Below are 17,017 nucleotides of genomic sequence, written 5' to 3' on the forward strand. Positions count from 1 at the left end.
TAGAAAAAAAGACCCATCTTTTTAAAAAAGATGGGAAATCATGACTTAATCCATTATTTTTTTGGTATTTTTATTGTAATCTGGTAATAATCATCGACTTCTTCTTCTTCTGTCTCAACATCCATCCCCGTATCTTGCACCATATTTAATGACTGCCTAATAGTGTTTAGAGCAATACGGACATCTTTATTTACACCTTGTATTTTCGGTTTGCGTGTTTTCTTTTCCTCTTTTTCTTCCGGGTTTAATACTTGTTGGACTCGTTCTTCTGTTTGTTTAACATTTAATTGCTCTTCAATAATTTGAGACAAAACTGTTTCTTGTAGAGTTTCATCCTTTAATGCGATTAGTGCTCTAGCATGTCTTTCAGTAATTTGTTTATTTAACAACGATTGTTGAACAACACTGGGTAGTTTAAGTAACCTTAATTTATTGGCGATCGTTGACTGGCTTTTCCCTAAACGTTGCGCTAGGGCTTCTTGTGTCAATCCGTGAGTATGAAGCAGTTGGTCATAAGCAATCGCTTCTTCTACAACTGTTAACTCTTCACGCTGTAAGTTTTCAATTAACGCAACTGACGCAGTCTCCGTATCAGTCATGTTTTTTACGATTGCAGGGATTGTTTCCCATTCTAATGAAGTGACTGCACGCCACCTACGTTCACCAGCAATCAATTCATATGACTCATCGTCTTCTAACTTACGTACTACAATTGGCTGAATCATGCCATGTGTATGAATTGTTTGTGCTAATTCCGAGATCTTTTCTTCATCAAAAATCGTTCTAGGTTGATACTGATTTGGTTGAATCTTACTTACTTCTATCTCGACAACTTCATTTGCCTGAATATTGCTTTGCTGTTCATCTGATTTGGTTTCATTCTTGCCAAACAATCTACTAAGCGAACTCATTCAGTTGGCACCTACCTTCTACAACTCTCTTAATCTATGTAAAAAATGAAATGTTTCACGTGAAACATTTCATTCATAATCATAAGATTACTGTTCATCATTGTTCTATCGCTCTTATACTATTTTTATATTACCACAAAAGTAGAGTGAATATAAAGTGAAACTTAACGATATTCCTTCGTTATAATATGGCAAATATCAACAAAATTCTATTGTTATTCGATCGGCTCTTTGTTTGGTGTACCTGGTTTTCTAGGATATTTGTTAGGTGTTTTCCGTTTTTTATCAACTTGCACAATATGTCGCTCACTGTTTTCATATGGCAAATTAAATCGATTGTTGTCTTTTAATTCACCACCTAAAGTACTAATGGCTAACTTACCTGTTTCTAATTCTTCGGTAATGTTTGGACCTTTCATCATAATAAAGTCGCCATCCACTTTGACTAGAGGTAAGCATAGTTCACTTAACACGGATGTTCTAGCTACAGCACGAGCCATCACTAGATCGAAAGTTTCTCTAAATTTTTTGTTTTTAGCAAAGGTTTCTGCCCGATCATGATAAAAAGCTACATTAGTTAAATTCAGTTCATCAGCTAAATGGTTTAAGAAAGTAATTCGCTTCTTTAACGAATCGACAATTGTGATTTTTAAATTAGGATACACAATTTTGAGCGGGATCGATGGAAACCCCGCTCCAGCACCGACATCACAGATGGAAAGATGATTAGAACTAAAATCATAATAAAAAGCTGCAGTTATAGAATCAAAAAAATGTTTTAAATAAACTTCTTCACGATCGGTAATTGCGGTTAAATTCATTTTGTTATTCCATTCAACTAATATCTCATAGTACTGATTAAATTGTTGTAACTGCTGTTCATCTAAATTAATGCCATGCTCTTTTAAAGCATCTTGAAACTGTTTTTCGTTCATAAGCACCCTCTATTCATTTGCAGCGGATTTCGTTTTATAACTTTGTTCTAAATAGACAAGTAATATTGAAACGTCTGCAGGGTTTACACCCGAAATACGAGAAGCTTGACCTACTGACAATGGGCGTACCTTTTTCAAGCGGTCTTTGGCTTCGGTCGCTAAACCGCTAATGTCATCATAATCTATATGGTCTGGAATCTTTTTGTTTTCCATTTTACGCATTTTATCGACTTGCTGATTTGATTTCTTAATATAACCATCATATTTCACTTGAATTTCTACCTGTTCTTCAACGTCATTAGGTAGTTTTTCTTCCGGTGGTGTAATACGCTTAATTGTTTCGTATTTCACCTCAGGCCTACGTAGTAAATCAATGGCTAAAACGCCATCTTTTAACTTAGAACCGCCGATCTCTTCAATAATCTGTTGAACTTCTTCGCTTGGCTTAATTCGATAACCTGTTAGACGGTCTATTTCTTGTTGAATTAATTCTTTTTTACGATTAAAACGAGCGTACCGTTCTTCTGGAATTAACTCCATATCATAGCCAATATCCGTTAAACGAAGGTCAGCATTATCGTGACGTAGTAGTAAACGATATTCAGCTCGTGATGTTAGTAAACGATAAGGCTCATTTGTTCCTTTTGTTACTAAGTCATCAATCATAACACCAATATAAGCTTGTGAGCGATCTAAAATTAATGGCTCCTTATCTAATGCTTTTGCAGCTGCATTAATACCTGCCATTAATCCTTGACCAGCCGCTTCTTCATAACCACTTGTTCCATTAATTTGACCAGCAGTATATAATCCTTGAATTTGCTTCGTCTCTAATGTTGGCCATAATTGAGTAGGCACGACTGCATCATACTCAATTGCATATCCAGCTCGCATAATTTCTGCGTTTTCTAAGCCTGGTACTGTTTCAAGCATTTGTTTTTGTACATATTCAGGTAAAGATGTAGATAGTCCTTGTACGTAGATCTCATCCGTTTTTCGCCCTTCTGGTTCTAAAAATACTTGGTGACGTGGTTTATCATTAAAACGAACAATTTTATCTTCAATTGACGGACAATACCTTGGCCCTGTTCCGCGATCAGCACCCGAGTACATCGCTGACTTACTTAAATTATCATCAATAATTTGGTGAGTTACTTCACCTGTATACGTTAACCAGCACGGGATTTGGTCTGTAATATATTCCGTCGTTTCATATGAAAAAGCTCTTGGTTCCTCATCGCCTGGTTGCTCTTCTGTTTTTGAGTAATCAATTGTATGAGAATTCACTCGCATTGGAGTTCCTGTTTTAAAACGTACTAAGTCAAATCCTAGTTCATCTAATTGTTCAGATAACGTTATTGTTGGTCGTTGGTTATTTGGGCCACTCTCATACTCTATATCACCAATTAACACTTTTCCACGCATAAAAGTACCTGTAGTTATAATGACTTGGTCTGCGTAATAACACGCTCTAGTTTCTGTTTTGACCCCTTTGACTTCGCCATCTTCAACTAGCAATTCTTCAACCATACCTTGGCGTAACGTTAAATTTTCTTGTTTTTCTATTACGCGCTTCATTTCTTGTTGATACAACACTTTATCTGCTTGTGCACGTAATGCTCGAACGGCTGGTCCTTTACTTGTATTTAATAGACGCATTTGGATATGCGTTTGATCGATTGTTTTACCCATTTGGCCGCCTAGCGCATCAACTTCTCGAACGACGACACCTTTTGCAGGCCCACCAACAGATGGATTACATGGCATAAAAGCAATTAAATCTAAATTTAAAGTAAGCATTAACGTCTTTGCTCCGCGTTTAGCTGCGGCTAAACCAGCTTCTACACCTGCATGGCCGGCACCGATTACTATGACATCGTAACGTCCTGCATCATACATGAAGACAACCTCCTTTATCTTAAGTTTCTTATTTACCTAAACAGAATTGAGAGAATAATTGATCGATCAGTGATTCATGTACATCTTCTCCGATAATCTCACCTAATAACTCCCAAGTTCTTGTAATATCAATTTGTATTAAGTCTAATGGCATACCCATCTCTAATGAATTTAAAGCATCATTTAAAGCATCTTCTGATTGTTCTAGTAATTGAATATGACGAACGTTAGATACGTAAGTTAAATCACCTTGGTCTAACTCTCCATCGAAAAATGTATCCGCAATAGCTTGCTCTAGTTCATCGATACCTTGTTCTTCAACTAAAGATGTCGTAATGATTGGAGCTCCATTGGCTGCTTTTGTCACTTCATTCATATCGATTTCTTGATTTAAATCTGTTTTATTAACAATAGCAATAACATCTAAATCACGTGCTGCTTCAAATAGAGCTTGATCTTCTTTAGAGAAAGGTTCATTGCCATTTAAAACGAGTAAAATTAGATCCGCATCTTGAAGTGCTTGCCTCGATCGCTCGACACCGATCTTCTCAACTATATCTTCAGTTTCACGAATTCCAGCTGTGTCGATCAACCTTAATGGTACTCCACGCACGTTAACATACTCTTCAATGACATCACGTGTAGTACCTGGAACATCAGTTACGATTGCTTTATTTTCATGTGCTAAAACGTTCATTAAAGATGATTTCCCAACATTAGGTTTTCCGATTATAGCTGTAGCAATTCCTTCGCGTAAGATTTTACCTTGCTTAGCTGTACGAAGTAATGACTGAATTTCACCTTTAACATATTGAGCACGCTCTCTTAATAGCCCATGTGTCATTTCTTCAACATCGTCATACTCTGGATAATCTATATTCACTTCTACATGTGCAACTGTTTCAATTAACTGTTGGCGAAGATCGCGAATTAAATTCGATAATCTTCCATCCATTTGTTTTAATGCAACAGACATCGCACGATCTGTTTTAGAGCGAATTAAATCCATAACCGCTTCAGCTTGTGACAGATCAATACGGCCATTTAGGAAAGCTCTTTTCGTAAACTCACCTGGTTCAGCTAAACTCGCACCTTGTCTTAACACAAGTTGGAGAACACGGTTAACTGAAACCATTCCACCGTGACAGTTAATCTCGATTGTATCTTCACGGGTGAAGGTTTTTGGTGCCTTTAATACTGAAACCATAACTTCTTCTAATTGGTCTTCTGTTTTTGGATCAACGATTTTCCCGTAGTGGATTGTATGGGAATCGACTTGTTGTAAATCTTTAGTCGGAAATATTTGATTTGTTATTGAGACAGCTTCATCTCCAGTTAGTCGTACGATCGCGATAGCACCTTCTCCAACTGGTGTTGAAATAGCTGCAATTGTATCTTGTTCCATGACCTTCACCCCTTTTTAAGCACAATTTCCTAACTAAACACAATAACACAAAATTAGTTAAAAGGAAAGAAATACAAGCATGTATATAACTTAGGCTCAAACTGTCACTAAACTATAGTCTACTTATTAGGGTGACCATAGTTAACCCTTTTTAAGACAATTAATCCAAAAGAAAAAGCCAACCTTTTGAAAGGTTAGCTTTAAATATAGTATTACGATAAGTTGTTCGGTTTAATCACAACTCTTCGATTCGGATCTTTTCCGTCTGAGTAAGTTGAAACTTCGCTGTGGTCATGAAGAGCAGTGTGAATAATTTTTCGTTCAAATGAAGGCATTGGTTCAATTTGAACTTCTTCGTTTAGCCTTATAGCTTTTTTTGCTAAATTATTAGCCAGGTTTTCTAAAGTTTCTTTTCTTCGTTCCCGGTAACCTTCAGCATCTACAACGACAGTAAAATTAGAGTTTTGGTCTTTATTCACAACTAAACTAGTTAAATACTGAAGTGAATTAATTGTTTGACCTCTTTTACCGATGAGTAATCCGATCCGATCACCGATTAACTCATATGTTACTTCATTACCTTGCTGAGCAACTGTTACATCAATACCTTCTGCTCCCATTTCTAGTGCGATGTTTTGAAGGTATGACTTCCCTTCACTGACTAAATCACGCTTTTCTTGAACTTTAACGTAAGCGCGCTTAGCTCCAAAAACACCTAGAAGACCTTTCTTACCTTCATCAATCACTTCTACATTCACTTGATCTTCTGTTAAATCTAACTGACTTAAAGCATTTTCCTTAGCTTCTTCTACTGTTTGACCACTAGCCGTTATTTCTCTCACTTGTCAGATCCTCCATTATTTTTTTCGAATTCTCTCATCATTGGACGACGAATTAATAATGTTTGAGCAATCATAAAGAAGTTACCTACTACCCAGTACAATGCTAATGCTGCTGGGAAAAATAGTGCAAATGCACCAATCATGACTGGTAATAAGTATAACATAATTTGCATTTGTGGGTTATCAGCTGCTGGTGTTCCAGCCATCATAATTTTTTGCTGAATAAACGTCGTAGCAAAAGTAATGATCGCTAAAATAATACTTGGCTCACCTAATTCAAACCATAAGAAACTGTGTTCAGCAATTTCATCCGTTCTTACAATGGCATGATAGAATGCAATTAAGATCGGCATTTGAGCTAAGATTGGTAAACAACCTGCTAATGGATTAACACCGTGACGTTGGAATAAAGCCATCGTCTCTTGTTGTAATTTTTGCTGTGTTTGTGCATCTTTAGATGAATACTTTTCACGAATCTCTTTTAATTCCGGTTGAATTAACTGCATTGCTTGTGACGATTTTAATTGTTTAATATTTAGAGGTAATATTAGAACTCTTAATAAAACCGTAACAATAACAATGGCAGCACCGAACGCCTCATTAAATACCCCTTCAGCAATATATGTGATTAAAAATGATAGCGGATATACGAAGAAGCTATTCCATATTCCTTCACTTTCTGACGTAATCGGTTCATTAATTTCAAAACAACCTGATAATAATGTTGCCATGGCTATTAAGGAACCAATTAATAACAGTCTTTTACGCAATTGTTGTTCCTCCTAACTTTCCATTCCAATACACACTTCACACACTAAACGTATTTTAGCATTATTCAATATTCCATACTATATAATAATATTACTTTTTATTGACGAAATTTCTTCGTTTTTTTCAACAGATGATTTAAACTACTTTTCAATTCATAGTAACCCATATTTCGAGTTGGCATTCTAGCAATGATTACATAATCATAATTGGGCTTTATATCAGACTCTAAATCAATAAAAGCTTGTCTTAAATAACGCTTAATCTGGTTACGTAACACAGCATTCCCAATTTTTTTGCCAACAGATAGACCAACTCTGAAATGGGGTTGTTCTTTCTTCTCTAATGCATAAATAACTAACTGCCGATTAGCAAATGAATGACCATCTTTAAATATCTGCTGAAACTCTTCATTTTTTTTAACTCGATAAGCTTTCTTCAAATACGATCTTCCCATCTATTGCTAAACCTTTTAGTTATTAGTTACTAGAAAAAAGACCACTGATAAGTGTTCAGTGGTCTAAACAGAAAGAACTTTTCTTCCTTTACGACGACGACGCGCTAGAACTTTTCTTCCGTTCTTAGTAGACATACGTGCGCGGAAGCCGTGTACTTTATTACGCTTACGATTATTTGGTTGATAAGTGCGTTTCATGATCTACACCTCCTGCAATTAGACAAACTTACTTCGTTCCATAAGCAGTCCAAATTAGTATATTAAAATTTTGCATTGAATGTCAACAGACAAACCATTTCATATTATAACGCATAATCGATAACAACTCAATAATGCTTTATTTTCCATTATCCACAACCCTTACTTAATTTAAACAAACGACTTTGTTAATATCCACATACCTTTTCACCAAAAACCCACAACTTTCACCCTTGTGGATAGGATTTTATCACACGGTTGTTTTCTTTGTGGATAAGTTTGATAAAACATTGAAAATGCTATGTGTATTTGTTATGATTATGTTGTTTTAACCGTGGATAACATGTGTGAGCAAATTAGATTTTCCACAGACTGTGGATATATTGTGAATAAACATACACATGTTGTTTAATGACTTACTCACATTTGTGTGGATATTGTCGATATCTGTTATAATTTCTTGTATACTCTAATAAAACTATCCACATACATATTTTTTTATAACCATCCACGATTCAAACAGAAAGGGTGTGTACCTGTTTGCAAAACATCTCTGAAATTTGGAACGAAACATTAAAAGAACTAGAGAAGAAAATAAGTAAACCGAGCTTTGACACTTGGTTAAAATCAACTGAAGCAAAAGCAATTGATGGTGGAAATATATATATTATTGCACCAAATGAATTTGCAAGAGATTGGTTAGAAAATAGTTATTCAAACTTAATCTCTGAAACAGTTTACGAATTAACTGGATCACAACTAACCCCTAAGTTCATTATTCCTGAAACTAAAGGTGAAAATGAGCCTGTTAATCAACCAATTAAGAAGATGAACCAAACAAAAAGTGAACAAGATTCAAAGACGATGCTTAACTCAAAGTATACGTTTGAAACATTTGTCATTGGTTCTGGTAACCGTTTTGCCCATGCTGCCTCTTTAGCTGTTGCTGAGGCTCCAGCTAAAGCTTATAATCCTCTATTTATTTATGGAGGCGTTGGTTTAGGTAAAACGCACTTAATGCATGCAATTGGACATTATGTAATTGAACATAATCCAGATGCAAAAGTTGTCTATCTATCTTCAGAGAAGTTCACAAATGAATTTATTAACTCTATTAGAGATAACAAAACAATTGATTTTCGAAATAAATATCGTAATGTGGACGTGCTGTTAATTGATGATATTCAATTTTTAGCTGGAAAAGAACAGACACAAGAAGAATTTTTCCACACTTTTAATTCATTACATGAAGACAACAAACAAATTGTCATCTCAAGTGATCGGCCACCTAAAGAGATCCCAACACTAGAAGATCGTTTGCGTTCACGTTTCGAGTGGGGCTTAATTACAGACATTACACCTCCAGACTTAGAAACGAGAATCGCTATTTTAAGGAAAAAAGCAAAAGCTGATGGGTTAGATATTCCTAATGAAGTCATGCTTTATATTGCTAACCAAATTGACACGAACATTAGAGAACTTGAAGGGGCATTAATTAGAGTTGTAGCCTACTCTTCTCTCGTTAACGAAGATATTGATGCATCGCTAGCTGCAGATGCTTTAAAAGATATTGTGCCAAATTCAAAGCCGAAAGAAATTACGATTAAAGGTATTCAAGAAGTAATAGCTAATCGATTCAACATTCAACTTGAAGATTTCGCAGCTAAAAAACGTACAAAATCAGTCGCATTCCCAAGACAAATTGCCATGTATTTAGCTCGAGAATTAACTGACTTTTCACTACCTAAAATTGGTGAAGAGTTTGGAGGGCGAGATCATACAACAGTCATTCATGCTCATGAAAAGATTTCAAAGATGATTTCTGATGATTTACAACTTCAAAGAGAAATTGATGAATTAACAGAACAGATAAAAACTAGTTAATCACAATTGTTAACAATGTTAATAACCTGTACAAACATACGAACAAGTTATTAACATGTGGATAACCTGTGTCATATACAAAAACTACACTTGTCCACAAATTCACAAGCCCTATTACTATGAAGACTATTTATATTAAAAATAAATAAATATATGCGTGGAATATAAAAATTAGGAGGACACTATGAAAATCGTCATCAATCGAGACCAATTAATGCAAAGTATTCAAAATGTCATGAGAGCTATTTCACCTAAAACAACTATTCCAATCCTTTCAGGTATGAAATTAGAAGCAAATGAAGAAGAAGTAAAACTAACAGGAAGTGATTCAGATATTACAATTGAATCCATTATTCCAAAAGAAGAAGATGGGATCGTTCATATCCATGAAGTTATTCCAGGAAAAGTTGTTGTACAAGCTAAGTTTTTACCAGATATCATTAAAAAGTTACCAGAGGATTTAGTGGAAATTGAAGCTGATGGTGAATTAAATATTACAATTCGTTCTGGAAAAGCTGAATTTAAGTTAAATGGACAAGACCCAGAAGAATATCCACAACTGCCAGTTTTACAAACAGAAAATAGCTTTCTTATTCAAACGGATCTATTAAAAACGTTAATTAGACAAACTAACTTTGCCGTATCAACATCTGAAACTCGACCTATATTAACAGGTGTTCACTTTAAACTTGAAAACGACCAGTTAGAACTAGTAGCAACAGATAGCCACCGTTTAGCATCTAGAAAAATAGCAATGAATGAAGAAACAGATTCTTTATCTTTCAAAAACATTGTTATCCCAGGTAAAAGTTTAGGAGAATTAAATAAAATCTTAGACGACTCACAAGACTCTGTTCAAATTAGTGTTTCTGATAATCAAATTTTATTTAGAACTAAACATCTATTTTTCTTATCTCGTTTGTTAGATGGGAATTATCCTGAAACATCAAGATTAATTCCAGAACAAAGTAAAACAGAAGTTAAAGTTGAATCTAAAGTATTAATGCAAACCATTGATCGTGCTAGTCTCTTAGCTAAAGATAATCGAAACAACATTGTAAAACTAGAAACAAAAGAAAATAACACCATTGAAATTTCAAGTAACTCACCAGAAATTGGTACAGCTGAAGAAGCTTTAAATACAAATGAAATTTCAGGTGAAGAACTAAAAATATCGTTTAATGCTAAATATATGATTGATGCGTTAAGAGCAATTGATGCTGAAGAGATAAAGATTCAATTTACAGGTGCTATGCGACCTTTTATTATCGAACCACTTGATGAAGGAGAACAAATCTTACAACTGATTACACCAGTTAGAACGTATTAAATCACTTGTTAAAATAATGACAATTTAATTTAAAGGAACTGAGCCTATTCATCCCGTATTAAGTAAAAGGCTCAGTTCCTTTTCTTATTGCTTAATCTTTAGTAAAATATATATTTAGGGAAATTCTACAATTAAGACACTAAATTAAGAAGGTGAAATAATGGCAGAGCCAATTGAAATTAAAACGGATGAGATTACTTTAGGGCAATTTATCAAATTAGCCAATATTGTAGAATCAGGCGGAATGGTGAAGATGTTTTTACAAGATTATAACGTTTATGTAAATGACGAACAGGATCAAAGACGAGGTCGCAAGCTAAAAATCGATGATCGCGTTGAGATTGAAGATGTTGGTACTTTTATCGTAGCAAAAGAAAACTAACTAAGAATTAGGAGTCTCATTTTATGTATATAAAGGAAATCTCGATAGAAAATTATCGAAATTATGATGAGCTATCATTACAATTTGATAATCAAATTAATGTCATTATCGGTGAGAACGCACAGGGGAAAACAAATCTTATGGAGGCTATTTACGTATTAGCCTTTACAAAATCTCATCGAACATCAAAAGATAAAGAATTAATAAAATGGGACTCTAATTATGCTAAAATAAAAGGAGATGTATTTAAACGTAATCGCTCCTTCCCTTTAGAAGTCATTTTTTCTCAAAAAGGAAAAAAGGCAAAGTTTAATCATATTGAGCAGAAACGGTTAAGTGATTATATTGGGGCTTTAAATGTCGTCATGTTTGCTCCTGAACATCTTAATTTAGTAAAGGGAAGCCCACAAGAGCGACGTAAGTTTATTGATATGGAAATAGGCCAAATTCAGCCTGTTTATATATACCACCTTGGTCAATATCAAAAGATATTAAAACAACGCAATGCACTTTTAAAAGACTTACAGAGACAAAAACAATCAGATCGGACCATGTTAAAAGTTTTAACAGAGCAATTAATTGAACATGGAAGTATAGTTTTAAAGAAAAGGCTACAATTCCTTCAAAAGTTAAGAGAGTGGGCTACTCCAATTCATGATGGCATAAGTCGTGGTTTAGAAGCGTTAACCATTGATTATGAAGGGTCTATTAATGTATCAGAAGACACTGAATTGGAGAGAATAATAGAGACATATACCTCTTATTATGACTCCATTGAAGACCGAGAAGTTGAGCGAGGAACGACATTAGCAGGTCCACATCGGGATGACTTAATTTTCTACGTTAATGATCGTAATGTTCAAACTTATGGTTCACAAGGACAACAAAGAACAACAGCCTTATCTTTAAAATTAGCGGAAATTGAATTAATTGATCAAGAAGTAGGTGAGTATCCTATTCTTTTATTAGATGATGTTTTAAGTGAGTTAGATGACCATAGACAATCTCATTTACTTAATACCATTCAAGGAAAAGTCCAAACATTTGTTACAACAACAAATATTGATGGGATTCACCATGAAACGTTAAAAGAAGCACAAATATTTAATATTCACAACGGACAGTTGTTATCAGAAAGGTGAGGTTCACTGTTGTTTATACATATTGGTGATGAACACGTCATTCAATCCGATGAAGTCATTTCGATTATTGATTACACATTATATAACTCTTCATCCATTATTGAAGAAATGATTTTTAATCAACGTAAAAACGGAAATGTGACAGAAGTGCAATATGAGGAACCAAAATCAATTGTAGTTACAGTCGATCACATTTATTTTAGTTCTTTATCTGTATCCACATTGAATAAGCGTGCGCAAATTTCAAATATTTTAGATCAAATTGATGAAGTTACTGAGGATACGCCTGAGTAATGAATGACCATTAAGGAAAATGAAGGTGAGACGATGACAATGGAAGATAATTTAAATCAACAAACAGATTACGGTGCTAGTCAAATCCAAGTATTAGAAGGTCTAGAAGCAGTAAGAAAAAGACCAGGTATGTATATCGGTTCAACAAGTGAGAGAGGTTTACACCATTTAGTATGGGAAGTTGTCGATAATAGTATTGATGAAGCATTAGCTGGTCATTGTGACTCAATTGAAATTATAATTGAAAAAGATAATAGTATTACAGTGACAGATAATGGCCGTGGAATTCCTGTTGATTTACACCAAAAAGCAGGTAAACCAGCATTAGAAGTCATTATGACTGTTTTACACGCTGGCGGTAAATTCGATGGTGGTTCATATAAAGTTTCTGGTGGTCTGCACGGTGTAGGAGCTTCAGTTGTAAATGCTTTATCAAGTGATTGTGAAGTTTATGTTCACCGTGACGGTAAACTTTATTATCAAAGCTATAAACGTGGTGTTCCTAATGAAGAAGTTTCAGTTATTGGTGAAACAGATATTACAGGAACAAGAACGCGCTTTAAGCCAGACCCAGAAATTTTTAGTGAAACACAAGAATACTCGTATGAATCGTTACTTAATCGTACACGCGAATTAGCCTATTTAAATAAAAAGCTTAAAATATCGATTGAAGATCAACGTGAAGAAGAAGAAATTCGTGAAGAGTTTTATTACGAAGGTGGTATTTCTGAATACGTTGAGCATTTAAATCGTACACGTGAAGCTTTACATGACCCAATTTATGGCGAAAGTGAATTAGATGATATTACCATTGAGTTTGCCATTCAATATAACGATGGTTTCGCAAGCAATTTATATTCTTTTGCTAATAATATCAATACTGCTGAAGGTGGTACACATGAAGCAGGGTTTAAAACAGCACTGACACGTGTCATTAATGATTATGCGCGTAAAAATCATTTGTATAAAGAAAACGACCCTAATTTAATTGGTGATGATGTGCGAGAGGGACTAACTGCCATCATTTCGGTTAAACACCCAGATCCACAATTTGAAGGACAAACGAAAACAAAATTAGGTAATAGTGAAGTCCGTACGATTACAGACCAAATCTTCTCAGATAAATTTTCACAGTTTTTAGTTGAGCACCCAAAAGTGGCCAAACAAATTGTTGAAAAAGGTTTAATGGCATCACGTGCTAGAATCGCTGCGAAAAAAGCTCGTGAAGTGACAAGAAGAAAGAGTGCTTTAGAAGTTTCAAGTCTACCAGGTAAGTTGGCGGATTGTGCTACAAAAGATGCAACCTTAAGTGAACTTTACATCGTTGAGGGTGATTCAGCAGGTGGTTCAGCAAAACAAGGACGTGACCGTCATTTCCAAGCCATTTTACCACTTAGAGGTAAAATTATTAACGTTGAAAAGGCTCGTTTAGACAAGATCCTATCAAATAATGAAATCCGTGCGATTATTACGGCATTAGGTACAGGAATCGGCGAAGAATTTGATATATCACAAGCACGTTATCAAAAAATCGTTATTATGACCGATGCCGATGTTGACGGTGCGCACATTCGTACATTGTTATTAACCTTTTTGTATCGTTATATGCGCCCATTAGTAGAGAGTGGCTACATTTATATCGCTCAGCCACCTTTATATAAAATGTCTCAAGGTAAAAAAGATTATTACGCTTACAATGAACATGAGATGGAGAAAATATTCAGTGAGTTACCAAATTCTCCGAAGATTAGCTTGCAACGTTACAAAGGTTTAGGTGAAATGAACCCGACACAGCTTTGGGAAACGACAATGAATCCTGAATCTAGAACATTATTACAAGTTAATTCACAAGATGCTATGGAAGCAGATGAAATCTTTGAAATTTTAATGGGTGATCAAGTAGAACCACGACGTGACTTCATCCAGCAAAATGCACAATACGTACAAAATTTAGATATTTAACAGTGAATCATTAACGCCTAATCTTTGGCGTTAATGTTCTTCTGAATAGGGAGGTAATCACTTTTGGATCAACAACGTCCTCAAGTTCAAGAAATAAATATTAGCCAAGAAATGCGAACGTCATTTTTAGATTATGCGATGAGTGTTATCGTATCTCGTGCATTACCAGATGTTCGTGACGGTTTAAAACCTGTTCACCGTCGTATTTTATATGCTATGCATGATTTAGGAATGCATTCAGATAAAGCTTATAAAAAATCAGCACGTATTGTCGGTGAAGTGATTGGTAAGTACCACCCACACGGTGATTCAGCCGTATACGATGCGATGGTACGTATGGCACAAGATTTTAACTTCCGTTACATGCTAGTAGATGGTCATGGTAACTTCGGTTCTGTTGACGGTGATGCAGCAGCTGCAATGCGTTATACAGAAGCGAGAATGTCTAAAATCTCAATGGAAATTTTACGCGATATTAATAAAAACACGATTGACTATGCAGAGAACTACGATGGTACAGAAAAAGAACCGGTCGTATTACCAGCTCGATTCCCTAACCTTTTAGTTAATGGTGCATCAGGTATTGCTGTTGGTATGGCAACGAATATCCCGCCACACCAGTTAGGTGAAGTTATTGATGCTGTTTTAGCTTTAAGTGAAAATCCTGATATAACAATCCAAGAACTAATGGAAGGATATATTCACGGACCAGACTTTCCAACTGGTGGACAAATTTTAGGTAGAAGCGGAATTAGGCAAGCTTTTGAAACTGGAAAAGGTTCAGTAACGATCCGTTCTAAAGCAGATATTGAAGAAGATGCAAACGGTAAAGCAAAAATCATTGTTACCGAGATTCCATTCCAAGTAAACAAAGCGAGATTAATCGAGAAAATTGCGGAGTTAGTTCGAGACAAGAAGATTGATGGAATTACAGACTTACGTGATGAATCCGACCGTGATGGTTTAAGAGTCGTCATTGAAGTTCGTCGTGATACAAATCCTAATGTCGTTTTAAATAATCTTTATAAACAGACAGCCTTACAAACTTCATTCGGTATTAATATGCTTGCTTTAGTAGATGGACAGCCTAAAGTATTAAACTTAAAACAATCATTAAGTCATTACTTAGAACACCAAAAAGTAGTCATTGTTAGAAGAACACAGTTTGAATTAGATAAAGCTGAAGCTAGAGCGCATATATTAGAAGGTTTACGTATTGCATTAGATCACTTAGATGAAGTCATCGAACTAATTCGTCAATCACAAACGACTGATATAGCCCGTGAAGGTTTAATCACGCGTTTTGGCTTATCTGAAAAACAAGCGCAAGCGATCTTAGATATGCGCTTGCAGCGACTAACAGGTTTAGAACGTGAAAAGATTGAAAATGAATATAGTGAATTATCAGAGTTAATTGCGGAGCTTAAAGCGATTTTAGCTGATGAAAATAAAGTATTAGAGATTATTCGCGAAGAATTACTTGAAGTTAAAGAACGCTTTAATGATAAACGTCGAACTGAAATTGTTGCCGGCGGCGTTGACTTAATTGAAGATGAAGACTTAATTCCAGAAGAAACTGTAGTCATCACAGTAACACATAAGGGTTATGTAAAACGTTTACCAGCAACAACTTATCGTACACAAAACCGTGGTGGACGAGGTATTCAAGGTATGAATACTAATGATGATGACTTTGTTGAACATTTAATATCGACTTCGACACACGATACGCTATTGTTCTTTACGAATAAAGGTAAAGTGTATCGGGCTAAGGGGTATGAAATCCCAGAGTTTAGTCGTACAGCGAAAGGCTTACCGCTTGTGAATGTGATTGAAATTGAAAATGATGAGTGGGTCAATGCTGTAATTACAGTGAGTGAGTTTGTTGATGATTGGTATTTATTCTTCACAACGAAAAACGGATTATCCAAGCGTACTACTTTAGAACAGTTTGCTAATATTCGTCGCGGAGGTTTAAGAGCCATTAACTTACGTGAAGATGATGAGTTAATCTCCGTTCGACTAACAGATGGTGAAAAGCAAATTATGATTGGTACTAAAGATGGTTCATTAATTCGTTTCGATGAACAAAATGTACGCGTTATGGGTCGTACCGCAACGGGAGTTAAAGGTATTACATTACATGATGAAGATGAAGTCGTTTCTATGGAAATCTTGAATGCAGGTGTTGAAGTACTAACGGTAACGTCAAAAGGTTACGGTAAACGCACACCAGAGAGTGAATACCGCATGCAAAACCGTGGAGGTAAAGGTATTTTAACTTGTAAGCTTAACCCGAGAAATGGTCATGTCGTTGCTGTTAAACCAGTAACAGGTGAAGAAGATCTCATGATTATTACTGTTGATGGCGTGTTAATTCGTATGCCTTCTGAATCGATTTCTACTACAGGACGTAACACACAAGGTGTTCGTTTAATTAGACTTTCAGAAGAAGAAGAAGTAGCAACTGTAGCTCCTGTTGAAAAAGAAGAAGACGCCCCAGATGAACTAGAAGAAGACGTAAAAGAAAATGAAGAAACTATTGAAAATGATGGAAAAGATGACGAAATAAAGAATGAAGAGTAAATATATAACGACTAAGACTTAA

The 17,017-nt window shown here is 35.2% G+C and carries 15 protein-coding genes; 7 read left to right on the forward strand and 8 right to left on the reverse strand.

The features are described from left to right. Window positions 1-53: 53 nt before the first annotated feature. The 8 genes from noc to rpmH form a co-directional block, all read right to left on the reverse strand. Window positions 54-911, reverse strand: coding sequence for a nucleoid occlusion protein (noc, locus tag J2R98_RS06665; protein WP_307067342.1), 858 nt, complete (start codon window positions 909-911; stop codon window positions 54-56). 215 nt (window positions 912-1,126) lie between these two features. Further along, window positions 1,127-1,846, reverse strand: a complete 720-nt coding sequence (rsmG, locus tag J2R98_RS06670; protein ID WP_307067344.1) for a 16S rRNA (guanine(527)-N(7))-methyltransferase RsmG — start codon at window positions 1,844-1,846, stop codon at window positions 1,127-1,129. A 9-nt stretch (window positions 1,847-1,855) separates the two neighbouring features. Beyond that, window positions 1,856-3,745 carry a tRNA uridine-5-carboxymethylaminomethyl(34) synthesis enzyme MnmG gene (mnmG, locus tag J2R98_RS06675; RefSeq protein ID WP_307067345.1) on the reverse strand — a complete coding sequence of 630 codons (1,890 nt, stop codon included), beginning with the start codon at window positions 3,743-3,745 and terminating at the stop codon, window positions 1,856-1,858. Between the two features lie 28 nt (window positions 3,746-3,773). Continuing rightward, window positions 3,774-5,150 (reverse strand): tRNA uridine-5-carboxymethylaminomethyl(34) synthesis GTPase MnmE, encoded by a 1,377-nt coding sequence (gene mnmE, locus J2R98_RS06680; protein WP_307067347.1) that lies wholly within the window; start codon window positions 5,148-5,150, stop codon window positions 3,774-3,776. A gap of 212 nt (window positions 5,151-5,362) precedes the next feature. Next, complete coding sequence (gene jag, locus J2R98_RS06685; RefSeq protein ID WP_307067349.1) at window positions 5,363-5,992, reverse strand: RNA-binding cell elongation regulator Jag/EloR; 630 nt, start codon at window positions 5,990-5,992, stop codon at window positions 5,363-5,365. After that, a complete protein-coding gene (gene spoIIIJ / locus J2R98_RS06690; protein WP_307067351.1) occupies window positions 5,989-6,762 on the reverse strand; it encodes a YidC family membrane integrase SpoIIIJ in 774 nt (257 codons plus the stop codon). The genes jag and spoIIIJ overlap by 4 nt, the downstream gene beginning before the upstream one ends. A 98-nt stretch (window positions 6,763-6,860) precedes the next feature. Beyond that, window positions 6,861-7,202 (reverse strand): ribonuclease P protein component, encoded by a 342-nt coding sequence (gene rnpA / locus J2R98_RS06695; protein WP_307067353.1) that lies wholly within the window; start codon window positions 7,200-7,202, stop codon window positions 6,861-6,863. Between the two features lie 78 nt (window positions 7,203-7,280). Continuing rightward, on the reverse strand, window positions 7,281-7,415 hold the full coding sequence (rpmH, locus tag J2R98_RS06700; RefSeq protein ID WP_307067355.1) for a 50S ribosomal protein L34: 135 nt from the start codon (window positions 7,413-7,415) through the stop codon (window positions 7,281-7,283). 540 nt (window positions 7,416-7,955) lie between these two features. Here rpmH and dnaA point away from each other — a divergent pair. The 7 genes from dnaA to gyrA all read left to right on the forward strand — a co-directional run bounded on the left by dnaA (window position 7,956) and on the right by gyrA (window position 16,995). Next, window positions 7,956-9,299: a chromosomal replication initiator protein DnaA gene (gene dnaA, locus J2R98_RS06705; protein ID WP_307067357.1), complete on the forward strand. Its 1,344-nt coding sequence runs from the start codon at window positions 7,956-7,958 to the stop codon at window positions 9,297-9,299. A 184-nt stretch (window positions 9,300-9,483) separates the two neighbouring features. Beyond that, window positions 9,484-10,629 (forward strand): DNA polymerase III subunit beta, encoded by a 1,146-nt coding sequence (dnaN, locus tag J2R98_RS06710; RefSeq protein WP_307067358.1) that lies wholly within the window; start codon window positions 9,484-9,486, stop codon window positions 10,627-10,629. A 160-nt stretch (window positions 10,630-10,789) separates the two neighbouring features. Continuing rightward, complete coding sequence (gene yaaA, locus J2R98_RS06715) at window positions 10,790-11,011, forward strand: S4 domain-containing protein YaaA (RefSeq protein ID WP_307067360.1); 222 nt, start codon at window positions 10,790-10,792, stop codon at window positions 11,009-11,011. Between the two features lie 23 nt (window positions 11,012-11,034). After that, the gene (gene recF, locus J2R98_RS06720; protein ID WP_307067363.1) at window positions 11,035-12,153 is read left to right on the forward strand and encodes a DNA replication/repair protein RecF; all 1,119 of its coding nucleotides are present in this window, start codon (window positions 11,035-11,037) and stop codon (window positions 12,151-12,153) included. 9 nt (window positions 12,154-12,162) lie between these two features. Next, the gene (gene remB / locus J2R98_RS06725; protein ID WP_307067364.1) at window positions 12,163-12,447 is read left to right on the forward strand and encodes an extracellular matrix regulator RemB; all 285 of its coding nucleotides are present in this window, start codon (window positions 12,163-12,165) and stop codon (window positions 12,445-12,447) included. Window positions 12,448-12,486: 39 nt separating this feature from the next. Further along, complete coding sequence (gene gyrB, locus J2R98_RS06730) at window positions 12,487-14,409, forward strand: DNA topoisomerase (ATP-hydrolyzing) subunit B (protein ID WP_307067408.1); 1,923 nt, start codon at window positions 12,487-12,489, stop codon at window positions 14,407-14,409. A 111-nt stretch (window positions 14,410-14,520) separates the two neighbouring features. Continuing rightward, window positions 14,521-16,995, forward strand: coding sequence for a DNA gyrase subunit A (gyrA, locus tag J2R98_RS06735; RefSeq protein ID WP_370871945.1), 2,475 nt, complete (start codon window positions 14,521-14,523; stop codon window positions 16,993-16,995). Window positions 16,996-17,017: the final 22 nt, after the last annotated feature.

Source organism: Alkalibacillus filiformis, assembly GCF_030814115.1.
GTDB classification, from domain to species: domain Bacteria; phylum Bacillota; class Bacilli; order Bacillales; family Alkalibacillaceae; genus Alkalibacillus; species Alkalibacillus filiformis.